Annotated in this window: 20 protein-coding genes; 9 read left to right on the forward strand and 11 right to left on the reverse strand. The window is 65.6% G+C overall.

The features are described 5' to 3' along the window. Positions 1-4 precede the first annotated feature (4 nt). The gene (locus GDR53_RS12540) at positions 5-727 is read right to left on the reverse strand and encodes a class I SAM-dependent methyltransferase (RefSeq protein ID WP_193334817.1); all 723 of its coding nucleotides are present in this window, start codon (positions 725-727) and stop codon (positions 5-7) included. A gap of 146 nt (positions 728-873) precedes the next feature. Between GDR53_RS12540 and GDR53_RS12545 the strand changes: the two genes are divergently transcribed. Continuing rightward, on the forward strand, positions 874-1,365 hold the full coding sequence (locus GDR53_RS12545) for a YciE/YciF ferroxidase family protein (RefSeq protein WP_193334818.1): 492 nt from the start codon (positions 874-876) through the stop codon (positions 1,363-1,365). Between the two features lie 56 nt (positions 1,366-1,421). Continuing rightward, the gene (locus GDR53_RS12550) at positions 1,422-1,643 is read left to right on the forward strand and encodes a DUF2934 domain-containing protein (RefSeq protein WP_193334819.1); all 222 of its coding nucleotides are present in this window, start codon (positions 1,422-1,424) and stop codon (positions 1,641-1,643) included. A 117-nt stretch (positions 1,644-1,760) separates the two neighbouring features. Here GDR53_RS12550 and efp read toward each other — a convergent pair whose 3' ends face one another. Further along, on the reverse strand, positions 1,761-2,330 hold the full coding sequence (efp, locus tag GDR53_RS12555; protein WP_193334820.1) for an elongation factor P: 570 nt from the start codon (positions 2,328-2,330) through the stop codon (positions 1,761-1,763). 126 nt (positions 2,331-2,456) lie between these two features. Here efp and epmA point away from each other — a divergent pair, with 126 nt between their 5' ends. The 3 genes from epmA to GDR53_RS12570 are packed head-to-tail and all read left to right on the forward strand — an operon-like array spanning position 2,457 to position 4,851. Next, positions 2,457-3,515: an EF-P lysine aminoacylase EpmA gene (gene epmA / locus GDR53_RS12560; RefSeq protein WP_210321332.1), complete on the forward strand. Its 1,059-nt coding sequence runs from the start codon at positions 2,457-2,459 to the stop codon at positions 3,513-3,515. Further along, entirely contained in the window at positions 3,512-4,567 is a 1,056-nt protein-coding gene (locus GDR53_RS12565) for a lysine-2,3-aminomutase-like protein (RefSeq protein ID WP_193334821.1), read from the forward strand. Before epmA ends, GDR53_RS12565 begins: the two co-directional genes overlap by 4 nt. A 2-nt stretch (positions 4,568-4,569) precedes the next feature. Further along, a complete protein-coding gene (locus tag GDR53_RS12570) occupies positions 4,570-4,851 on the forward strand; it encodes a hypothetical protein (RefSeq protein WP_193338081.1) in 282 nt (93 codons plus the stop codon). Between the two features lie 3 nt (positions 4,852-4,854). Here GDR53_RS12570 and GDR53_RS12575 read toward each other — a convergent pair whose 3' ends face one another. The 5 genes from GDR53_RS12575 to GDR53_RS12595 all read right to left on the reverse strand — a co-directional run bounded on the left by GDR53_RS12575 (position 4,855) and on the right by GDR53_RS12595 (position 10,108). Beyond that, positions 4,855-5,340, reverse strand: coding sequence for a DUF2165 family protein (locus tag GDR53_RS12575; RefSeq protein ID WP_193334822.1), 486 nt, complete (start codon positions 5,338-5,340; stop codon positions 4,855-4,857). A 146-nt stretch (positions 5,341-5,486) separates the two neighbouring features. Further along, positions 5,487-6,656, reverse strand: a complete 1,170-nt coding sequence (fabV, locus tag GDR53_RS12580; protein ID WP_193334823.1) for an enoyl-ACP reductase FabV — start codon at positions 6,654-6,656, stop codon at positions 5,487-5,489. 105 nt (positions 6,657-6,761) lie between these two features. Next, entirely contained in the window at positions 6,762-7,412 is a 651-nt protein-coding gene (locus GDR53_RS12585) for a glutathione S-transferase family protein (protein ID WP_193334824.1), read from the reverse strand. Between the two features lie 2 nt (positions 7,413-7,414). After that, the gene (locus GDR53_RS12590) at positions 7,415-9,127 is read right to left on the reverse strand and encodes a Rieske 2Fe-2S domain-containing protein (protein WP_193334825.1); all 1,713 of its coding nucleotides are present in this window, start codon (positions 9,125-9,127) and stop codon (positions 7,415-7,417) included. 87 nt (positions 9,128-9,214) lie between these two features. Continuing rightward, entirely contained in the window at positions 9,215-10,108 is an 894-nt protein-coding gene (locus GDR53_RS12595) for an aromatic ring-hydroxylating oxygenase subunit alpha (protein ID WP_193334826.1), read from the reverse strand. A 134-nt stretch (positions 10,109-10,242) separates the two neighbouring features. On the opposite strand from GDR53_RS12595, the gene GDR53_RS12600 reads away from it, so the two are divergent. Next, on the forward strand, positions 10,243-11,289 hold the full coding sequence (locus tag GDR53_RS12600; RefSeq protein ID WP_193334827.1) for an Ldh family oxidoreductase: 1,047 nt from the start codon (positions 10,243-10,245) through the stop codon (positions 11,287-11,289). Here the strand turns inward: GDR53_RS12600 and GDR53_RS12605 are convergent. Next, positions 11,286-12,089, reverse strand: a complete 804-nt coding sequence (locus tag GDR53_RS12605; protein ID WP_193334828.1) for an endonuclease/exonuclease/phosphatase family protein — start codon at positions 12,087-12,089, stop codon at positions 11,286-11,288. The genes GDR53_RS12600 and GDR53_RS12605 overlap by 4 nt on opposite strands. A 3-nt stretch (positions 12,090-12,092) precedes the next feature. Continuing rightward, positions 12,093-12,869, reverse strand: a complete 777-nt coding sequence (locus GDR53_RS12610) for an SDR family NAD(P)-dependent oxidoreductase (RefSeq protein WP_193334829.1) — start codon at positions 12,867-12,869, stop codon at positions 12,093-12,095. A 391-nt stretch (positions 12,870-13,260) separates the two neighbouring features. Between GDR53_RS12610 and GDR53_RS12615 the strand changes: the two genes are divergently transcribed. Then, positions 13,261-15,072 (forward strand): autotransporter assembly complex protein TamA, encoded by a 1,812-nt coding sequence (locus GDR53_RS12615; RefSeq protein WP_232846618.1) that lies wholly within the window; start codon positions 13,261-13,263, stop codon positions 15,070-15,072. Then, positions 15,072-19,400, forward strand: coding sequence for a translocation/assembly module TamB domain-containing protein (locus tag GDR53_RS12620; protein WP_193334831.1), 4,329 nt, complete (start codon positions 15,072-15,074; stop codon positions 19,398-19,400). Before GDR53_RS12615 ends, GDR53_RS12620 begins: the two co-directional genes overlap by 1 nt. A 12-nt stretch (positions 19,401-19,412) precedes the next feature. On the opposite strand, the gene GDR53_RS12625 is transcribed toward GDR53_RS12620, so the two are convergent. Continuing rightward, positions 19,413-20,111, reverse strand: coding sequence for a DUF1223 domain-containing protein (locus GDR53_RS12625; RefSeq protein WP_193334832.1), 699 nt, complete (start codon positions 20,109-20,111; stop codon positions 19,413-19,415). Between the two features lie 147 nt (positions 20,112-20,258). Between GDR53_RS12625 and GDR53_RS12630 the strand changes: the two genes are divergently transcribed. Then, entirely contained in the window at positions 20,259-20,861 is a 603-nt protein-coding gene (locus GDR53_RS12630) for a class I SAM-dependent methyltransferase (protein ID WP_193334833.1), read from the forward strand. A 78-nt stretch (positions 20,862-20,939) separates the two neighbouring features. On the opposite strand, the gene GDR53_RS12635 is transcribed toward GDR53_RS12630, so the two are convergent. Further along, positions 20,940-22,787, reverse strand: coding sequence for an extracellular solute-binding protein (locus GDR53_RS12635; RefSeq protein ID WP_193334834.1), 1,848 nt, complete (start codon positions 22,785-22,787; stop codon positions 20,940-20,942). Between the last annotated feature and the right edge of the window lie 14 nt (positions 22,788-22,801).

Consider the following 22,801-nt stretch of genomic DNA (forward strand, 5'->3'; position numbering starts at 1 on the left):
CCCGCTACTGCTGCTGGGCCGCCTCGGCCTGGCGCCGGAGCACTTCGGATTCCGGCAGGGCATTGGCAAAAGCCAGTTCGCGGTTGGCGCGGGACCAGAAGGCGGGGTGGACGGTGTCGAGCAGAGCCGGGTCGGTGGGGGTAAGGCCCAGGGCTGTCGTGGTGGCGGCGTCCAGATAGAGCACCGCGTTCTGGCGGTACCAGGCGGGGATGGCGTCGTCGGCCCATATTGCGGTGCGAATGAGGTCATGCGCCGTGTAGCCGTGGGCGGCGAAATGGGCGGCCCACCAGCTCTGCCACTGCTCATTGATGTGGCCAACGCCGCCCTGGCCGGGAATGGCGGCGCTGAACAGCACGGCAGGGGCTAGTGCCACCAGATCGGCGACGAAGCTGTCGGCGCGGGCTGGCGAGAGATGTTCGGCGACTTCCAGTGACAGGGCCAGGTCGACGCGGGGGCCGGCAAAGGGCTGTTCCAGATCGTGGGCGACAAAGTCGATGCGCGGATCGTCGAGCATGGCCTGCGTGACCCAGGCGCCTTCGACGCCCAGGGCCGTACGCGAGCCGCTGGCCAAGGCGGCGGCAAGCCAGGTGCCGGTGCCGCAGCCGAGATCGGCAATGCTGGCGCGGGGCAGGCCTGCAGGCAGGGCAGCCAGCAGGCGGCTGGCGGCATGGGCGGTGTGGCCGCGCCGGTTCTGGTAGAAATCGGCGGGATAAAGAGCTGCTGTCATGCGGCGGCCGATCTGAAGAGAGGCACGAGTGGGGGCAACAGGTACGGTACGGTACAACGTGCCCCGTGGATCAATTGTCGGGAACCGTCAGCATGTTACTACGTTGTTTGGCCAGCGTCCTCAATTACCACGCATGGAGACAGCAAATGGCTGCCGAAAAGACTCTCGACGACCTGTTCCTCGATACGCTCAAGGACATCTATTATGCCGAACGCCAGATCGTGAAGGCGCTGCCCAAGATGGCCAAGGCAGCCCAGTCGGCCGAGCTCAAGGCCGGCTTTGAAAAGCACCAGGTGGAAACCGAAGGCCAGATCGAACGCCTCGAGCAGATCTTTGAACTGCTGGGCAAGCCGGCCCGCGGCAAGACCTGCGACGCCATCCTCGGCATTCTCGAGGAAGGCAAGTCGATCATGGACGAGTACAAGGGCACGATCGCCCTCGATGCCGGCCTGGTCGCCGCAGCCCAGGCTGTCGAGCACTATGAAATTGCCCGCTATGGCACGCTCAAGACCTGGGCCAACGAGCTGGGCATGAAGGAAGCGGTGACCCTGCTCGAGGCCACGCTCCAGGAAGAAGTGGCCACCGACCAGACGCTGAGCCAGCTGGCCACCAGCGCGGTGAACCAGAAGGCGGCCTAAGGGTCGTTTCGGGCGCGGCTCACACGGTCGCGCCCGATCCCTTGGGAACTGGCATCATGCACAAGAATTCCGAGCTGGCCGAGGCGATGCGTCGCACGGCCTATTTCCTGTGGGAGCAGGATGGCCGGCCCGAGGGCCGGGCTATCGACTACTGGTTGCGGGCCAAGCATATCCATCAGCGCCACATGGCCTATGACCGCTGGCTGGCCGAGGGCACGCCGGTTGACCGGGCCGAGGCACACTGGAATGCAGCGGCCGGACAGCTGGACGAGAAATGAGAACGGGCCCCGATGGGGCCCGTTTTTTTTGGTGCGCGTGGAGGTAGATCGGCATCGTGCGTGAGGATCACCTCGGCCCTGCGCGCCCCGGCCTTCGCCGGGTCAGGCTCCGCTCCATCAGTCCTTGGCGCGCTCGACGTAGGAATTGTCTTCGGTATTGATGACGATGCGGATGCCGGCGCCGATATGGGGCGGGACCATGCATTTGAGGCCATTGGTGAGCAGAGCGGGCTTGTAGGAGGAGGAGGCCGTCTGGCCCTTGACCACCGGCTCGGTCTCGGCGATCTCGACGGTGACGCGCTGGGGCAGTTCCATCGAGAGGGCATTGCCCTCGAAGGTCTTGAGGTGAACCTTCATGCCATCGGTCAGATAGGCCTTCTGGTCGCCGATCACGTCGTCATGGACGGTGATCTGCTCGAAGCTCGAGGGCTCCATGAAGTGATGGCCCTCGCCATCGGAATAGAGATAGTCATATTCGCGGTCATCGACATCGGCCTTTTCGACCATCTCGACGGTGCGCCAGCGGCCGACGACCTTCACGCCATCGGAAATGCGGCGCATGTTGACGTTGGTGATGGAGTTGCCTTTGCCGGGGTGGACGTTTTCCGCCGTCAGCACGACATGCAGCGCGCCGTCCTGCTCGACCACATTGCCCTTGCGCAGCGAAGAGGCGATGACCTTGACCATTATTCTTCCTTGTTCGTAACCAATGCGCGTCGTAGAGGCAGGGCCGTCCGCGCGCGGAAATAAGCTTTCGTGCGCCAACTACCCTATCTCGGCGCAAATCTCCAGCCTTGGTGTCATAAAGGTCTCATGAGCGCATCCGATCCCTTGCCAGCCTCGCCGTGGTGGACCCCGGGCGTGCATGCCGACCGGCGGCCGATCCTGCTGGCGCGCAACCGCATCGAGGCGGCGGTGCGGACCTATCTGGCGGCAGCGGATTTTTTGCTGGTCGACCCGCCGGGGCTGCAGCGCTCGCCGGGCAACGAGACGCATCTGCATGCCTTCGGAACGACCATGATCGGCAATGACGGGGTGGGGCAGGCAATGTACCTGCATACCTCGCCCGAATTCAGCATGAAGAAGCTGCTGGCGGCCGGGGAGATGCGGATCGCGAGCCTCGGCCATGTCTGGCGCAATCGCGAACGCAGCGCGCTGCACCATCCTGAGTTCACCATGCTCGAATGGTATCGGGCGGGGGAACCCTATGACGCGGTGATCGCCGACTGCGTGGCGCTGCTGCGGCTAGCGGCGACGACGACCGGGGTGGCGGCGCTGATCTATCGGGAGCGCAGCTGCGATCCGTTTGCCGCGCCGGAACGGCTGAGCGTGGCCGAGGCGTTCCTGCGGCATGCCGGGATCGACCTGTTTGCCAGCATGGATGCGGACGGCCGGACCGATGGCGAGAAGCTGGCAGCGCAGATGGCGGCTCTGGGCATGGATGTGCCGGACGATATCAGCTGGAGCTATCTGTTCAGCCTGATCCTGACCGACAAGGTCGAGCCGCAGCTGGGGCTGGGGCGGATCACCGTGCTCGACCGCTATCCAGCGGCCGAGGCGGCTTTGGCGCGGCGGGCAGGCGACGACAGAAGGGTCAGCGAGCGGTTCGAGCTCTATGCCTGCGGCGTCGAACTGGCCAATGGCTTTGGTGAACTGACCGATGCGGATGAGCAGCGGCGGCGGTTCACTGCCGAGATGGACGAGAAGGCGCGGCTCTATGGCGAGACATATCCGATCGACGAGGATTTTCTGGCGGCGCTGGCACTGATGCCGGCGGCCAGCGGCGTCGCGCTTGGCTTTGACCGGCTGGTCATGCTGGCGACGGCAGCGCCGAAAATCGAGGCGGTGCTTTGGGCGCCGGTGGCCCAATGAGCGGGCAGCGGGCGATCAAGTCGGTGGCAGGCCTGGTCGAGGCAGGCCTGGTGAGTGAGGCCGGCGGGGTTGAGGCCGTGGCGGCGAAATATGCCGTGGCGATCACGCCCGATGTGGTGGCGCTGATCAATGCCGGCGATGCCGATGATCCGATCGCCAAGCAGTTCGTGCCGAGCGCGGCCGAGCTGGTGACCACGCCGGACGAGCGGGCCGATCCGATCGGGGACCTGAGCCATTCGCCGGTCGAGGGGATCGTGCATCGCTATCCCGACCGGGTGCTGCTCAAGGCGGTGCATGTCTGCCCGGTCTATTGCCGCTTCTGCTTCCGCCGCGAAATGGTGGGGCCGGCCGGGCTGGGGACGCTGACGCCCGAGCAGATGGATGTCGCGGTCAGCTATATCGCCGCGCATAGCGAGATTTGGGAAGTGATCCTGACCGGCGGGGATCCGCTGGTGCTGTCGCCGCGGCGGCTGAGCGAGATGATGGCGCGTCTGGCGGGCATCGATCACGTCAAGGTCGTGCGTTTTCACACGCGGGTGCCGGTGGTGGAGCCCGGGCGGGTGGATGCCGACATGATCGCGGCGCTCAAGGCGAGCGGCAAGACGACGTATCTGGCCGTGCATGCCAATCATCCGCGCGAGTTTACCGACGCGTCGCGCGCGGCCATGGCACGGATGGCCGATGCCGGCATTGCGCTGGTCAGCCAGTCGGTGCTGCTGCGCGGGATCAATGACGACGTCGAGACGCTGGCGGCGCTGATGCGGGCCTTTGTCGAGAACCGGGTGCAGCCCTATTATCTGCACCATCCGGACCTGGCGCCGGGGACCGGTCATTTCCGGCTCAGCATCGAAGAGGGCCAGGCGCTGGTGGGGGCGCTGCGTGGCCGCATCTCGGGGCTGGCCCAGCCCACCTATGTGCTCGATATTCCCGGCGGGCATGGCAAGGCCGATATCGGCGCGGCGAGCATTGCGGGCAGTGACGGGCAGTTTGTAGTGCGCGACTGGCAGGGCGGAGAACATCTCTATCCGCCGGCAGCGGAGAATGCAGAGTGAAGATGCGCAGACCTGGCGACAATGGTGGTCCGCCGCTCGACGATTCCGGGCGCCCCTGGGGCGAGGGCAAGGTCGGCAATTACTTTGAATGGAAGAAGGCCAAGCGCGAAGCCTTTGACGAAGTGCCCTATGAGATCGCCATGATGCGGGCGCGACGAGCCGAGAAAATCGGCCTCACCTATGCGGAATATACGCTCGAACTGATGGAGCGCGGCCGCTTCCTGCAGGCCGAGGATGTCGAGCGGATCGCTGAGATCATCGCCAAACGCGGCGTGCGCTATTAGCGCTCAGAGCACCAGCAGGCCAAGCACGGTGCTGCCCCAGATGGTCAGCAGAAAATGGGTATGCTGGGCGCCTTCGGCGCCGGCCCAGTAGTGTACCCACTGGCCGCCCACCAGGAAGGCTGACCAGATCAGGGTGAAGCCGAGCATGCCGATGCTGGCCAGGATGCGGGCGAGTTCGAGATCGACGGCACCCAGCGCGGCAAGGAGCAAGGCGATGGTGCCCGTCAGCATGACCAGGGCGATCAGGGTCTCGCTGATGACAATGGCGGCAAAGATCCAGCGATGCAGACGCGGCGATTCGATGCGATTGCGGCCGAGGTCGGCGTAGAGATGGGGGAATTCGTCTCGCATGCCGCGCATGGCCAGAACGTCGGCCACCATGGTGCCATTGGCCGCGGGGGCGCGAATGTTTTCGAGGGCGCCTAGCACCAGCCAGAGCGTTGGCATGGCCACCATGAAAAGCTGCACCCAGATCAGCATTTGCGGCATGCATCATTCCCCTGTTCGGGCAAAGGTTGGCATGGGCTCAAGGTGACTGCCAAGGGGCGTCAAATGCTTGGGGGGCATGCAGGCGGGGCACGGAGAATTTTGCCCAGACCAAAAAAGGGGCGCCAGAGGCGCCCCGGAATTTGGTGTCAGTTGACGACCTGCGGATCGACATCGGCGCTGTAGTCGACGCCGCCCAGGCCAAAGCCGAAGAGCTTGAGGAATTCGGCGCGGTGCTTGGGCAGGTCGGCCAGACTGGGCAGAGTCTCGGTGGTGAGCGCGGCCCAGCGCGTCTTGAGCTCGGCCTGCACGGTGTCGGACAGTTCCCAATCATCGACGCGGACGCGGTGGTCGCTGTCGAGCGCGATCTCGCCCTGCAGCTTGACGCGGAAAAGGCGATCGATCTGCTCGATCGTGCCCTCGCCAATGCCCATTTCGTCCATGACCTTGATCAGCAGGGTGCCATAGAGCGGCACGACGGGAATGGCCGAGCTGGCCTGGGTGACGACGGCCTTGAGGGCGACGACATGGGCGGCGTGGTCGCCATGGGCGGCGCGGATGGCGGCGGCGGCACGGTCGAGATCGGCCTTGGCGCGGCCCAAAGTGCCATTGTGGTAGATCGGCCAGGTCAGCTCGCTGCCCAGATAGGTATAGTTGAGCGACTGGAAGCCCTCGGCCAGCACGCCGGCCTCGGCCAGCGCCTTGATCCAGAGTTCCCAATCCTCGCCGCCCATGACCTTGACGGTGGCGGCAGCCTCCTCCTCGGTGGCGGGCTCGACGGTGATTTCCGAGACTTCGCCGGTAGCGGTATTGAGCGTCTTGGAGGTGACCTGGGCGCCATAGGGCTTGATGGAAGAGCGATAGGTGACGCCGTCGCTCGGATCGGTGCGGACCGGGGAGGCGACCGAATAGACGATGAGATCGACCTGGCCGAGATTGGCCTTGATGGCCGCTATGGCTTCGGCCTTGACGGCATCGGAAAAGGCATCGCCCTCGATGGTGACGGCCTTGCGGCCGGCGGCGATAGCGCGGTTTTCAAAGGCGCGGTTATTGTACCAGCCGGCGCTGGCGGTCTTGCCTTCGGCGGGCGGCCGCTCGAAGGAGACGCCGACCGTATCGGCATGGCTGCCAAATGTATTGACGATGCGCGAGGCCAGGCCATAGCCGGTCGAGCAGCCCAGCACGAGGACGCGCTTGCGCTCCGAGGCGATGGGGCCCTTGACCACGACATGGTCGATCTGGCGCTGCACATTGGTGGAGCAGCCGGTGGGATGGGCCGTGGTGCAGATGAAGCCGCGGATCTTGGGTTCGATAATCATGCAAAGACTCCTCGATTTTGCCCAAGGCAATAGCGGGATTGGCGGCGCGGGGCTAGCCGCCGCACCCCGATTTTATCTGGCGCGCGCTGGCATCCCGGGTCTGGATCATGCCTGCTGCAGCGCCTTGCCGGCGGGGAAGATGCCGGACATGACGACGAAGCCGGGCACGCGGCGGACGCGGTCGGTCCAGCGGCGGAGGGCCGGATAATCCTGGCGCCCAATGCCGCCCTCTTCGCTCAGCATGACATAGGGAAAGCAGGCAATGTCGGCGGTGGTGGGATGGGCGGGCGTGCAGAGCCAGTCGCGGCCTTCGCGCTCGCCGAACCAGAGATGCTCGTCCATCAGGCGGAAGATGGCATGGGCGCCGGCCTGGGCCTTGGGCAGATCGACATCGTAGAAAAAGCCCAGCGCCAGGCGGGCAGCCGAGCTGGTGGCGGTGATGTCATCGGCCACGGCGTGCCAGCGCAGTACTTGGGCCAGGATGGCCGGATCGGTGGGAAACCAGAGACCGGTCGGATCATACCTGGTGGCCAGGTAGGCCAGGATGGCGCCGGAATCGGAGAGGGTCAGCTCATCGTCCTGCAGCACGGGAAGCTGGCCGAAGGGATTGAGCCGCAGGAAGGCGTCGGACTTGTGCTGGCGGCCGGGATAGAAATCGACCGGCACGATGTCATAGCGCAGCTTGAGAATGCTCATCAGCAGCCGCAGCTTGTAGCAATTACCGGAGAGCTCGAAGTCGTGCAGGGTGATGGTCATGATCAGATATCCAGCACGAGGCGCGCGCTCTTGGCGCGGGAGACGCAGGTCATCATGGCAGTGTTGGCGCGTTTTTCGCTGTCGTTGAGATAGACGTCCTGATGGTCGCATTCGCCTTCCAGCACGCCGGTCAGGCAGGTGCCGCAGGCGCCCTGTTCGCAGGAGGAGGGGACGGTGAGGCCGGCCTCGCGCATCACCTCGAGAATGGTCTTGCCGGCGGGGACATGCAGGGTCATGGCCGAGCGGGCGAGTTCGACGTCAAAGGACGAGGTATCGTCGATGGGCTTGTCGTTCTTGAAATATTCGAAATGTATGGATGCATCCGGCCAGTTCTGCGCGGCGGCGGTGGCGCGGACACTTTCGAGCATGGCGCTCGGCCCGCAGACATAGACATGCTGGGCAAAGGACCAGGGCCCCAGAGCCGTGGCGATGGTGCTGCCGATCTCGCTGCGCGGCAGGCCGGTATGCAGCACTACCTTGCCGTGCAGGGCCTCGAGCTCGGAACGGAAGGCGACCTGTTCGCCGGCCCGGGTGAAGTAATGCAGCTCATAGTTCAGGTCCGACTTGTCGAGGAAGCGGGCCATGGAGAGCAAAGGCGTGATGCCGATGCCGCCGGCAATCAGCACGGTGCGGATGGCGTCGCGGCGCAGCGGGAAATTGTTGCGCGGCTCGGAAATGGCCAGCACATCGCCTTCGCGCACGGTATCGACCAGGATCTGGCTGCCGCCCTTGCTGGCGCTCTCCTGCTTGACGGCAATGACATAGCTCAGCAGGTCGCCGGGGCCATTGGTGATGGAATATTGCCGGATGAGGCCGTTGGGCAGATGGACGTCGATATGGGCGCCGGGCTGGAAGGTGGGCAGGTGGCGGCCATCGCGATCGGCCAGCTCAAAGCCCACCACGCCGTCGGCGCTGGTCCATTTGCGCTTGACCACCACCGGCATTGTGGTGCCGCGCGGAATGGCGATATCGGGCATGGTGGAAAGCTCGGCCGAGACCTTGTCGAAGGCAGGCTGCAGCGGCGCGGGTGCGGGCTGACGGACAGCGGCGCGTTCGAGCCGGTCCCGCAGCTTGGTCAGCGCCTCGTTGTGGTGCCGCAGGGCGAGGCTCGCGTCGTCCGGCTGGCCGGGCAGCAGGCCCCGGATGACGGCGCGGCCGGCATCGACGGGCTGGACGAAATAGAGCGTGGTGCCGAGGCGGATGGCGAGGCCGGGCAGGATCTGGGCCGGCTGGTCATCGGGGGCGAGGCGGCCAAGGGCAGCGATGACCGCTTCGGGCGCGGCATTGACCGGCATGGGGCGCAAGGCAAACCAGTCGTCGGCCGTTTCGGCGCCGGGAAAGGGGGCGAAGGCCCGGTCGCTGGTGGCAGCGGACCAGACCAGGCCAAAGGCCTCGTGCGCGGGATAGGTGCGGTTCTCGATGCGGCGGGCCGGGGCGTCGGCGGGATGGGCCGGAATATAGGTGCAGCCGGCGGAGCGGTTGGCATAGCGCCAGCCATGATACTGGCATTTGAGCTCGGCGCCCTCGTTGACGCCGATCGAGAGGCGCACGCCACGATGCAGGCAGCGATTCTCCCAGACATTGACATTGCCGTCATCGGCGCGCCAGACGGCCAATTCGCGGCCGAGCAGCTGGCCCTGATAGACGTGGCGGAAGGGCAGATCGTCGCTGGACGCGATGGGGTACCAGGCGGGGTCGGTCAGGGAGAGCGTCATGGGGTCATCCGAGATGTAAGGGATCGCGCCACGATCGGATGAGGTCGGTATCGGCGCGCCCTGGCGTACGGGGCACGCTGCATGGCGTCAGCTCGCCATGGGAATGGTGCCATAGGTGATGCCCTTCTGGCTGAGCCAGCGGCGATAGGCGATGGCGGATTTGTCGGCGCGGATCGGGGTTTCGGCCCGCGGATCAAGCGGCAGCCGCTTGGGATACTGGTTTTCGAGGATGGGTTTGTCCTGGCCGAAAATGGTCTGCTGGAAGCGGCGCAGGTCGGTGACGGTGGAGGTGGAGTCGATCATCGACTGCAGCAGATGGGCGCGGCAGCTTTCCTCGGTCATGGGCTGGAGGAATATGGCGATGACGTCGCGGCGCTCGGGGGCCTCGGGCGAGGATTTGTAGAGCACCGAGCAGAAGGGATGGGGCACGCGATAGACATATTCGACATCCATGCCCTCGGTGGCCGAGAGCGCCGCCTTGGGCTGGAAGAACTTGCACTTGGTGGCCAGCACCTCGTCGCGTTCCTCGGAGACCTCGACGTCATATTCCTTGACCTCGGTATGCGGTTCGGCGCCGAGGATGTCGGTATGGACATAGGGGAAGTGGCCCATGTCGAGGAAGTTTTCCACGGCGCGCGGGGCGGAGACGTGAATGCCGATGGAGCCGCAGCTCATGTTCTTGCGGTCGGGTTCGGCATATTCGGGAATGGGAAAGAGCGTGGCCGGCGGGTTGCCGAAGCTGGTCCAGATATAGCCATAGCCGGTGATGACCGGCAGGCGGTCGGTGATGGTCTCGGCGTCGATCTCGTCGCCCCGCTGCTCGCTGGTGCGGCGCCAGACGACGGGCAGGCCCTCGGCATCGCGGGTGATGGCGAGTTTGGTGTCGAGCAGCAAAGTGGTCTCGATCAGGCCGGGCTGGATCTCGTCGGTGGCGGCGATCACCTGCCAGAGGTCATGCGTGGTGGCGTCGATGGCGGTCATGAAAAGCCTCAGGGTTGGCAATAGCATAATCGGCTCAAGGGCAAGTGCCAGTGGAAAATTTGGCCACGGCCCATCTGACGCAGGCAGGGCGCCGGGATTCTGGTATGGAAGGGCCAAAGGACAGGAGTGCAGGCATGGCGATCGAGACAGGCGCGCAGATGTATCCGGCAGCGCTGCTGGAGCAGCGGGTTGCCGCAGCCTTGCGGGGCGCGGGCGCCAGCGAGGGCTCGCTGGCGGCGGCCACAAGGGCGATGCTGCATGCCTCGCTGGTGGGGGTGGACAGCCATGGCGTGCGGTTGACCGAGCATTATTGCCAGATGCTGGCGGGCGGGCGGCTCAACAGGGATCCGCAGCTGGTGGTCGACAAGCGGGCCGCCGGCAGCGCCATGGTGCATGGCGATGACGGGCTGGGGCATTTCGCGGCCTATAGAGCGGTCGAGGTCGGCATAGAGCTGGCGCGCGAAGCCGGCGTCGGCGCGGTGGGGATCCACCAGTCATCCCATCTGGGGGCGGCGGGCGCCTATGCGCTGGCCGGGGCGGAAGCGGGCTTCATCACCTTTGCCACCACCAATACCGATTCCATGGTGGCGCTGTTTGATGGCGCGGCGCGGTTCCATGGCACCAATCCGCTGGCCTTCGCCGCGCCGGTGCCCGATAGCCGGCCCTGGCTGATGGACATGGCGACCTCGTCGATCCCGATGAACCGGGTGCTGCTGCATCGCTCGCTGGGACTGGACCTGCCGGAGGGCGTGGCGGCCGATGCGCATGGGGTGGAAACCACCGATCCGCATAAGGCCGAGATGCTGCTGCCGCTGGGCGGGGCCGACTATGGCTATAAGGGCGCGGCCCTGGCCGGGGTGGCGACGCTGTTTTCGGCGCTGCTGACCGGGACGACGCTGGATGGCGATTTCATCCCCATGTATGGCGGGCCGGGCGGGGATATTTCGACACCGCGCAATATGGGCCATTTCGTGCTGGTGGTGGATCCGGACAAGTTCATCGGCCGCGACATGTTCGGCATGATGATCACACGCTACCTGGCCAGCCTGCGCGCTGCGCCGGTGCGGGAGGGCGCGGAGCGAGTCATGGCGCCGGGTGACCGGGAATGGGAGACGCTGGCGCAACGGGAGCATAACGGCGTGCCAGTTGATCCCGATACGGCGCGGTTTCTGGGGCTTTAGACCAGATCGAGCAGCAAGGCCCGGTGGTCGGAGACTTCGGGCCGGGCGACGACGTCGAAGCTATTGACCGTGACGTCGGGGGTGACCAGCAGGTAATCGGCGAAGCGGCCGGGCTTGGTGTAGTGGCTGGTGCGGGTATCGGTGTGGTCGCCCGTGGTGACCAGATCGCTGAGGCCGAGTTGGCCGAGCGTGGCAAAGGTCATGCTGTCGGGCAGGACGTTGAAATCGCCGCAGGTGACGAGGCGTTCATTGCCGGGCCAAACGCGGCGGATGAGGGCGGTCAGCGCCTTGGCCTGGGCAAGGCGGGCGGGCGTGTCGCCTTTGCCGGCGGTGGTGTCGCGCAGGCCATGCATGTGGGCGATGGTCAGCGGGATGCCGGCGGGATCGAGCAAGCGCAGGACATGGGCATTGCGGGCACGCGGATGGGCACCCCAGCCGTCCGAACTATAGTGGCCGTGCACGAAATCAACGGAATGGGCGGTCACCGGCAGGGATTTGCGGATAAAGGTGGCGAGGCCGAACTGGGAGGCTATGGCGGTATCGCCATCGTAGAGCGGGCCGGTGGCGGTGGGGGCAAAGAGGCCGTCATGGCCCGGCAGCAAAGCGGCGACCTCGTCGAAGAAGTTGGCGCGCTGCGGCAGGTCGAGACCCGGCTCGCGATAGGTCAACCAGTCGGTGCGGGCGCCGGGCGTGCGCGAAACCTCCTGCAGGCACAGCACGTCTGCATCGACCGTGGCGAGATAGTCCATGATCTCGGCATGCAGGCGTCCCGCCCAGGCATTGAGCGAGACGACGCGCATGGTTCAGCCCTCGCGATAGATATCGAAGGGGCCGAAGGCCTGGGTGGTGGCCATGACCTGGAGGCGGTTGACGTTGACATGGGCCGGGAGCGTGGTGCTCCAGAAGATGGTTTCGGCAATGTCCTCGGCATTCATCGCCTTGGTGCCGGCATAGGGCTTGGCCGCCTTGTCCCCGTCGCCCTTGAAGCGGACCAGCGAGAATTCAGTTTCGGTCAGGCCCGGCTCGATATTGGTGACGCGGACATTCTTGCCCTGTACGTCCGAGCGCAGGTTGAGGGCGAACTGCTTCACGAAGGCCTTGGTGGCGCCGTAGACCGAGCCGCCCGGATAGGGATAGTCGCCGGCTACCGAACCGAGGGTGACGATGTGGCCGCCGCCGCGGGCGATCAGGCCGGGCAGCAAGGCGCGCACGGTATAGGTGAGGCCCGTGATATTGGTTGATATCATGGTCTCCCAGTCGGTGATGTCGGTTTCGGCGGCCGGCTGCAGGCCCAGCGCCAGGCCGGCATTGGCGAGCACGATATTTATGCCGGCAAAGGGGGCGGGCAGGTCGGCAATGGCTGTGTCGATGGCAGCCCGGTCCTGCACGTCGAGCGCGATGATGTGGCAGTTCTCGGGACCCAGATCGATCTGCAGATCGACCAGGCGATTCCAGCGGCGGCCGGTGGCGATGACCTTGCCGCCAGCGGCGACATAGCGGCGCGCGGCCGCCTCGCCAAAGCCGGAGGTGGCGCCGGTGATGAAGGTGACGAAGCGGCTGGGATCAAGCAGCTGATACATGGCAAGGTCCTGGAGAAAACGGCAGAACCGCAAGGTGGACCGGCAAGGCCGGGGCCGTCAACCGGGCGCTGCCCGGCTATCCACCCGCAAAGCCAGATCACATTTTTCCCCAAGCGGCCTCAGCGCTTGTGCGATGGCAGGGGCTCGCGGTAAACTATTGCCCGATCGCTAGAAGAGGCGGGCGGTCTGTTTGGTGTGCGCGCAGCTTGCTTAACACAAAGTTGTCGCCCGATATGGCAATGTCGGCTTCTGCCGCACTGGTTGAAGCGTAATGGGCGGGATTGGTTCACTGCATAAAGCGCGACATGTATTGAGTTTTTGCGCCCTGTGCGTGGCGGCCGCCGGTCTGGGCATGGCCACCGCACCTGTTGCCGCATTTGAGATCTTTGGTTTGAAACTGTTTGAAGACCCCGACGCGGTGGATGCGGCGGCGGTGATTGCCGATCCGCAGCCCTATGGCGTGACCGTGGCGGTCAATGGCGCGGGCGATCTCGAAAGCGTGGTACGCACTGCCTCGGCGCTGGTGGCCGATGAAGCCGAACCGGCCTCGGGCGCGGCGGGCTTGCTGGCCAAGGCACGCGGCGACTACAAGCGCATTGTCGCGGCGCTTTATGGCGAAGGCTACTATGGTGGCGTGGTCAGCATTCGTGTCGGCGGCCAGGAAGCGGCGCGCTTGGCGCCGGATGTGGAACTGCCCGATCCGGTCGATGTGGTGCTCAGCGTCGATCCCGGTCCGCTGTTCAGCTTCAATAGCGTCAACATCATCAACCAGGCGCCCGAGACCAGCGATCCGTTCGACTATGTCGAGCCGCCTGCCAGCCGGGGCTTTGGTGCCGGCGAAACCGCCCGCTCTGGCGTCATCACCAGAGCAGAGGCCTTGGCGCTCGAAGCCTGGCGGCAGCAGGGTTTTGCCAAGGCGGTGATCGCCAGCCGCGACGTGGTGGCCGACCATGCCAGCTCGACGGTGGACGTCACCATCACGGTCAATCCGGGCCGCCAGGCTTCGTTTGGCGCGGTCAGCGTCAGTGGTACCGAGCGCATGGACCCTGACTTTGTGCAAAGGCAGGCCGGGCTGACCGGCGAGGCGTTCGATCCCGATGAAGTGGAACGGGCGCAAAAGCGGCTGGACCGGCTCGAAGTGTTCCGCTCGGCGCGGCTGGAAGCGGCCGAATCGATCGGCAGCGACGGCCTGCTACCCTATAATCTGATCGTGCAGGAACTGCCCGGCGCGCGGTTTGGCGTGGGCGCCAATTATTCAAGCATTGACGGGCTGGGGCTGGAGGCCTTCCACCTGTGGCGCAACCTGTTCGGCCAGGCCGAGCGGCTGCGGCTGGATGCGCGGATAGCCAGCATTGCCTATCCGGTGGATACGGCGCAGTTCGACTATTTCTTCGGCGGCACCTTCACCAAGCCGGGCATGTTCACGCCCGATACCGACCTGGTGGCGGTGCTGTCGGCCGAGCGGACGGTCTATCCCACCTATACGGAAACCTCGGCAGAGGGCCGGCTGGGGCTGACGCATTTCTATACCGACGAGATCACCATCGAGGGCGGCGTGAGCCTCGAGCGGAGCCGGTTCGACGACGCCTTCGGCACGCGCGACTTCACCACGGCCGGGCTCTATGGCGCGGCGACGCTGGATTTCCGCGATGACAAGGTGGACGCCACCAGCGGCTGGTATGCGCAGGCGCGGGTCGAGCCATTCTACGAATTCCAGTTTGCCAATCCGGGCGGCAAGATCGAGGTCGAGGGCCGCACCTATTTCGGCTTTGGCGAAAGCGATCCCTTCGTGCTGGCCGGCCGCATCAAGGCCGGCGCCGTGGTCGGGCCGGCGCTGGCGGAAATCTCGCCGGACAAGCTGTTCTTTGCCGGCGGCGGCGGCTCGGTGCGCGGCTATGGTTTCAAGTCGATCGGCGTCAATGACGGCAGCGGCGTGGTCACCGGTGGTCGCTATGTGCTGGAAGGTTCGCTCGAAGCGCGGGTCAAGGTGACCGATACCATTGGCGTCGTCGGCTTCGTCGATGGGGGCTATGTCGCCGCCGACGTGTTCCCGGGCCTTGAGGACCTGCGCATTGGCGCGGGCGCCGGCCTGCGCTACTATACCGGGCTGGGGCCCTTGCGGCTCGACGTGGCCATTCCTCTCAACAAGAAGCCGGGCGACGCCAATTATGCCGTCTATGTCGGCATCGGGCAGGCCTTCTGATGCGGCGTTTCTGGATCATACTGCTGCTGCTGGCCGGTTTTGGCGTGCCGGCCACCCTGGTGGCGCAGGACGTTCTCTCCATGAGCGAGGACGAGCAAAAGGGCTGGCTGACCAGCTTCGTGCAGGACCGGCTGTCGACGCCGGAGCGGCAGATCCGGCTGTCCAATATCGACGGGGCGCTCGGCTCGAATGTCTCGGTGCGCGAGATCACCATTTCGGACGCCGAGGGCGTCTGGCTGCGGGTCAACAATGCCCAGTTGAACTGGAACCAGGGCGCGCTGCTCCTGGGTCGGCTCGAGGTGCGGTCGCTGACGGCCGAGAGCATCGACTATGTCCGCAATGCGGTACCCAATGACCAGCTCGACCTGCCGCCGGCGGAGGCGGGCAGCTTTGCGATCCCCGAATTTCCCGTGGCCATCGTGCTGCAGGAACTCAATGTTCCCAGGGTCACCTTCGGCGAAACTGTTTTCGGGCTGGGCTCGGAAGTCTCGCTGGCCGGCGCCTTTACGCTCGACAGCGGCAATCTCGATACCAACCTGGATATTGTCCGGCTGGACGGGCCGGGCGGCACGCTCGATCTCGACTTGGCCTATAAGGGTGGGGAGAACAGCATCGACATGCGTCTGGCGCTGGTGGAGCCTGCCGACGGGGTAATTGCCAACCTGCTCAATATCGAGGGAAAACCGGCAGTGAGCCTGACTCTGGCGGGCGCCGGGCCGGTGGCGGACCTGCAGACGACACTGGAATTGCAGGCCAATGGCCAGGTGGCGCTGAGCGGCGCGACCACGGTGCGGCAGACCGAGGCGGGCTTTGCCGTGGATGCGGACCTGCGCGGGCCGCTATCGACGCTGCTGGCGGAGGTCTATCGGCCGTTCTTTGGCACCGAGACGGCGCTGAGCGCCCAGGCCCTGCTGCGCAATGGTGGCGGGGTGTCGATCAGCGGGCTCAGCCTCAGCGGCGGGCAGCTCCAGCTCGAGGCCGCGGCCGAAACGACCAGTGACAATTTCCTGCGCGAGCTGACGCTGAACGCCGTGGTTAGCGATCCGGCCGGTGGCGCGGTGACGCTGCCGGTGGCGGGCGCGGCGACGCAGGTGGATTCGGCGCAGCTGAGCGTGGACTATGGCGGGGCAGCAGACAGCGCTGCGGCGCAGGACTGGCGCGCCAATCTCAACATCACCGACTTTGCCCAGCCGGGCCTGGGCGCAGAGGCGGTGGCGCTGGCGGTGAACGGGGTGGCCTCGGCACTGGACGATCCGGCGGCGCGCATGGTGACCTTCAATGGCGATGGCACGCTGAGCGGGATTACCGCCGATGAGGCGACCGAAGCGGCGCTGGGCGACGAGATCGGCATCGGCCTCGCCGGTGTCTACAAGGCGGGGCAACCGATAGAGCTGGCGCAGTTGCGCGTGGTCGGCGCGGCGCTGACGGCGGCGCTGTCTGGGCAGCTCGATGGCTTTGATTTCAGCGGCGATATCGGGCTGGAAACCACCAGCATTGCGCCGTTTTCCGGGCTGGCCGGACGCACACTGTCGGGCGGCATGACGCTGGCGGCCAAGGGAACGGTCAAACCGCTGACGGGCGGGTTCGACCTGACGCTGGACGGCACCGGGCGCGACATGACCATTGATGACGAGATTGCCGATGGCTTGCTGGCAGGTGAAGTGACCCTGTCGGGCCGGGTGGCGCGCAACACCGCCGGGCTGACGGCCGAGCAGTTCCGCATTGCCAATGACCAGGTGCAGTTGCTTGCCGACGGCACCTATTCGAGCACGCTGGCAGACTTTGCCTTCAACCTCGACCTTGTCGACCTGGCGCTGCTGTCACCACAGGCCAGTGGTCCGCTCAAAGTGGTGGGCACGGCCAAGGGCGCCGATAGCGTGATTGCGCTCAAGCTCGATGCCAGCGTGCCGAGTGGCCAGTTGGCCGGGCGCGCCTTGCGCGATGGGGCGCTGCGCTTTGCCGGGCAATATGCCACCGATACGCTGACCGGCACGATCAGCGGCGGCGGCGCGCTGGACGGCTTTGCCACCACGCTGGGGGCCGATCTCAACGTGACGCCGGCCATGCAGGCGCTGGACAATATCGATTTTCAGGCCGCGGGCACGCGGATCAGCGGCGGGCTGACGCGGACGGTGGTGACCGGGCTGGTCGATGGCGGGCTCAGCGTCGTCTCGCCGGATGTGTCGGTGGCGGCGGCGCTGGCGTTGCTGGACGCCTCGGGCGCAGTCAATGCCGAGATCACGCTAGCGCCGGATGGCGCCGAACAGAGCGCCAGCGTTCGCGGCGACGTGCAGGCGCTGGCCGTCAACGACATCCGTGTGGGTGCCGCCGATATCAACGCCGACATAGCCGATCTGTTTGGTGTGCCGCAGGTGAATGGCGCGATCAATGCCAGCGCGGTTTCGGCCGCCGGCGTCGATATCGACACGCTGAATGCGCGGGCCACACAAGCGGGCGAAACCACGAGCTTTGACGCCCAGGCCGCGCTGGCGACAGGTACAGATGTCGACCTGGCGGGCTCATTGACGCCGATCGAGGCCGGCTATCGGCTGGCGCTGGACCGGGCGGAACTGGCGCAGGGCGACCTCACGGCGCGGCTGGCGCAGCCGACCGTGCTGGAAGTGGCCGGCGCGGATGTACGACTCGATGCCGTCCGCTTCGATGTCGGCTCCGGCTCGATCACCGCCAGCGGTTCGGCTGGCGAGACGATCGACATCGTGCTCGACATCGCTGCCCTGCCGCTCTCAATTGCCAATGCCGTAGCCCCCGATCTGGGACTGGCCGGCACCGTCAACGGGCAGGCGCGGGTCAGCGGGTCGAGCAGTGATCCGCAGGTGAGTTTTACCGCGCAGGCCGAGGGCATCAACGCGACGGCAATTGCCGAGTATGGCATTGCCCCGCTCAGCCTGAGCACGCAAGGCAACTTTGCCAATGGTATGGTGACGCTGGCGTCGCTGAGCGCCAATGGCGCGGGCGGCCTCACGCTGAGCGGCTCCGGTACCGTGCCACTGAGCGGCAGTGGCCTGGCCGTCAATGTGCAGGGCTCGGCGCCACTGGCGCTAGCCAATCGTTTCGTGGCCGAGCGCGGCGGCCAGCTGGCCGGCGTGGTGACGCTGGATGCCCAGGTCAGCGGCAGCCTCAGCGCACCGCGGTTTGGCGGGCGCGTGGCTACCAGCGGGGCGAGCTATGTCGATCCGGAGCTGAACCTGCGACTGGAGGCCATTACCGGCACGGCCAGCCTGAATGGCGAGCGCCTGGTCATCGACAGCCTGTCGTCGAGCCTGGCCACCGGCGGGTCGGTCTCGGCCTCGGGCTCGGTGGGCCTGTCTGGTGGCTTCCCGGCCGATATACGGGTCGCCCTCAACTCGGCGCGCTATGCCGATGGCAATCTCTTTGTCGCGACCGCCTCGGGCAATCTGGCGCTGACCGGCAATCTCACCGGCTCGCCGCTGCTGAGCGGCGATGTGCTGGTGGAAGAGGCCAATATCACGGTGCCGGAAAATCTGGGCGGCGGCGCCGCGCTGATCGAGGTCGACCATGTCAATATTCCGCCAGCGGTCGAGCAGACGCTGGTCCGCGCCAGGATCGACGACCGCAGCGGCGCGCCGATTCCGCAGTCGCGCCCTTCGGGCGTGCTGCTCGACATTAATGTCAACGCACCCAACCAGATCTTCATCCGCGGCCGCGGGCTCGATGCGGAAGTGGACGGCTCGGTGCGCATTACCGGGCCGATTGGCGACATCCAGCCCGTGGGAGCTTTCGAGCTGACGCGCGGCCGGCTGGCAATTCTGGGACAGCGGGTGACGTTCGAGAGCGGCACCGTGACGCTGGTGGGCGATCTCGATCCGGTGCTGAACCTGGTGGCGCGCACCGAGGGCGAGGATATCACGGTGTTCGTGACAGTCTCGGGCCGGGCCTCCGACATCGATGTGAGCTTCAGTTCGACCCCGCAGTTGCCGCAGGACGAAGTCTTGAGCCGGTTGATCTTCAACCGTTCGATCAGCCAACTGTCGCCGCTGCAGCTGGCCAAGCTGGCTGCCGCCGCAGCCGAACTGGTCGGCGGCGGCGGTGGCAACGGGCTGGTGGACAATCTGCGCGGCGCTGCCGGGCTGGACGATCTCGATATCGTCACCGACAGCTCGGGCAATGTGGCGGTGCAGGCGGGCGCCTATCTGCAGGATAATGTCTATCTGGGCGTGCAGGCCGGCGCCGGCGGACAGAGCAAGGTGACGATCAACCTTGATGTCACCAATGACCTCAAGGTCACCGGTTCGGCCGGGCAGGATGGTGAATCCAGCCTGGGCGTCTATTACGAACAGGACTATTGAGGGCAGCAGCCCTCAATCGGTGACGGCGGCCAGGATCGGGCCCCCCTGACGCTGCTGGATCAGGATGGCAGTGTGCAGGCCCGATGGCGGCGCCGATAGCGCCAGGCGCATGGCCGCGCCGGTCCAGCTGCCCAGATGTTGGAGATCGTGCACGACATGGGTGTGGGCCAGCGTGCGATTGGCATTTTCGCCGCGGCCGACCGGGACCTCCACCCTGTGCGGGTCGTAGCTGACGCGCCAGATATCGGCGCCAGCTGCCGGGGCGACGCCAGCGCCGATCTCCAAGCCATCGCTGACGAGATCAATGGAGGGGCCCGCCAACGGGCTGGCCTGGGCGATCAGGGCATCGACCTCGGCGAGGCGATTGCCAACGGCGGTGGTTGCGCCATTGACCACCATTTGCGGCGTATAGGGGCCGAACTGGTCGAGGGCAGGCTCATAGACCACCTGGCGATCGGTGAATTCGGGCTTGCCGAAGGTGTCCTTCCAGCCCAGCCGGTCCCAATAGGTGACGGCAAAGCTGAGGACGAGCAGGTCGGACCGCTCGCTGAGGGCGATCAGATTGGCATTGGCGGGTGGGCAGGAGGAGCAGCCCTGGCTGGTGAAGAGCTCAACCACGACGGCGGGGTGCGACTGGGCAAAGGCCGGGATGGCGCTGCACAGGGCGAGCAGCAGGCCAAAGCTGGCGCGGCGGACGGGATGAGACGACATGACACGGGTCCCTTCGAAAGGCAGATTGCAAAGACTCGTTCGTTGGCCGGCAGGAAAAGGTTACGCTGCTGAAACGGGCCTGGAGGCGATGACAGGCACAGCGAGACGGGTACAACGCCGGCGGTATCCAGCCGGCAGGGGGAAAGCATGAGCTTCTGGGATGAGCGCTACGACCGGGCCGACTACGTGTTCGGGGAAGGCCCCAATGCCTTTCTGGCGGCCAATGCCGGGCGCCTCCAGGGCTATCGAACGGCGCTGGCCGTGGCCGATGGCGAGGGGCGCAATGGCGTGTTCCTGGCCGAGCAGGGGCTTGACGTGCTCTCCATCGATGCCTCGCCGGTGGGGCTGATCAAGGCCAATGAGCTGGCCCGAAAGCGGGGCGTTCGCCTGACCACCCATTGCCTCGACATTGCCGGTTATGACTGGCCGGTGGCGCAGTTCGACGTGGTGGCGGCTATCTTCATCCAGTTCGCCGCGCCGGCGCTGCGCGCGGCCATGTTTGCCGGCATGGTGCAGACGCTGACCCCGGGCGGCTTGCTGCTGCTGCAGGGCTATCGTCCCGAGCAGCTGGCGCATGGCACCGGCGGGCCGTCGCAGGTCGAGAACATGTATACCGAGGCGCTGCTGCGGGAGCAGTTTGCCGGGCTCCAGATCATCAGCCTTGAAAGCTATGACACCGAGCTGACCGAGGGGACTGCCCATGCGGGGCTGTCGGCGGTGATCGACCTGGTGGCGCGCAAGCCGGACTGACGAACTCCGGTCTCGGGTTACCTGAAACCTCTACCAACCTCCCCCTCGAAGGGGGGAGGCGCCTCTTGAGGGGCGCGGTTAGCGCGCGCCGCCGGTCTTGGCGGCCTTGGCCTCGTCATACCACCAGATGGTAGGGAAGCCCGAGGAGAATTCGGGCAGCGGCTCGGGATGGCTGAAGCGATCCCAATGGGCGACGCGCAATTCGCGCAGTGTATAGCCCGGGACCATATAGTGGTGATGCAGCAGCACGCGGTCGAGCGCCATGCTGGCGGCCACCTGGGTGTCGCGATCATCGGCGACGATGATCTGGTCGATCAGCGCATCGATGGCCGGATCGGCGATGCCGGCATAGTTCTGGCTGCCCTCCTCATCGACGCTGCCCGAGCCAAAGTAATAGCGCTGCTCGTTGCCCAGCGAGAAGGACTGCACCCAGCCGCTATAGATGACGTCGTAATCATGCCCCCGCAGCCGGTTGATATATTGCGGGCTGTCGACCGAGCGCAGGCTTACCTGCACGCCGATCAGCGCCAGATTGGCCACCAGATTGGCGGCGACTGGCTCGAGGGTAGGGCCGTTGAGCAGGATTTCGAAGGTGAAGGGATTGCCCTGGGCATCGACCAGCTGGGTGCCTTCGAGCGTATAGCCGGCCTCGTTGAAGAGGGTCAGCGCCTGGCGCAGGTTTTCACGCAGCTTGCCGGAGTCGCCGGCCACCGGATTGACATAGGGTTCGGTGAAGACGGAGGCTGGAACCTGATCCTTGAGCGCGGTCAGGATCTCGAGCTCCTCGCCCTGGGGCAGGCCGCTCGAGGCAAAGGGCAGGCCATAGAAATAGCTGTCGATGCGCTTGTACTGGCCAAAGAACAGGGTGTCGCTCAGCTCCTCGAAATTGAAGGCATAGTTGAGGGCCCGGCGCACGCGCTCGTCCTTGAACTTGTCGTGGCGCATATTGGGGATGAAGCCGACCATGAGGCCGTTATCGGCATAGTCCTGGGGGAAAAGTTCCTTGATGACGCGGCCATCGGCGACGGCGGGGAAATCAAATCCGGTAGCCCAGCGGCGTGCCTGGGCCTCGATCCACCAGTCGAACTGGTCGCCCTTGAAGGCCTCGAACTGCACGGTGGTATCGAGGAAGTACTCATATTCATATTTGTCGAAATTGTTGGTGCCGATACGGGTGGGGTGGTTGATGCCCCAATAGTCGGGATCGCGCTGATAGGTGATGGTGCGGCCGGCATCAAAACTGGCCAGCTGGTAAGGACCTGAGCCCATCGGGGCTTCGAGCGTCGACTGGCCGATATCGCGCTGCTTGCCGCTGGCGTCGGTACCCTCCCACCAGTGTTGGGGCAGCACCATGAGCTGGCCCAGGATCAGCGGCAGCTCGCGGTTGCCGGTCTGATCAAAGGAGAAGGTCACCTCGCCCGGCGCGGTGACTTCGGCGCTGGTGACGTTCTTGTAATACTGGGCCTGGTTGGGATTGAGCGCGATGGCAGTCTCGAAGGACCAGACGACATCCTCGGCGGTGACGGGTTCGCCATCCTGCCATTTGGCCGCCGGGTCGACGCGGAAGCTGACGGCACCGTAATCGTCGGCGATCTTCAGACTCTGCGCGATCAGGCCGTAATAGGAATTGACCTCATCCATCGAGGGGGTCAGCAGGGTTTCGTAGACCAGACCCAGCCCGCCGGCCGGCTCGCCCTTGGGCAGGATGGGGTTGAAGGTATCAAAGCCGCCCTGATCGCCCAGGCGCACCATGCCCGTCTTGGGGGCATCAACATTGACATAGTCGAAATGGGTGTAGTCGGCCGGATACTTCGGGTCCGCCTGCATATTGAAGGCATGGGTCCACTCACCGGTGGCGGTCTGGGCCGTGGCCGGCGCGGCGAGGCCGAACAGCAGGCCAAGGGCAAGGAGGGGTGCGAACTGCATCGGACGGCTCCGGG

Origin of the sequence: Devosia beringensis (assembly GCF_014926585.1) — a bacterium.
Lineage (GTDB): Bacteria > Pseudomonadota > Alphaproteobacteria > Rhizobiales > Devosiaceae > Devosia > Devosia beringensis.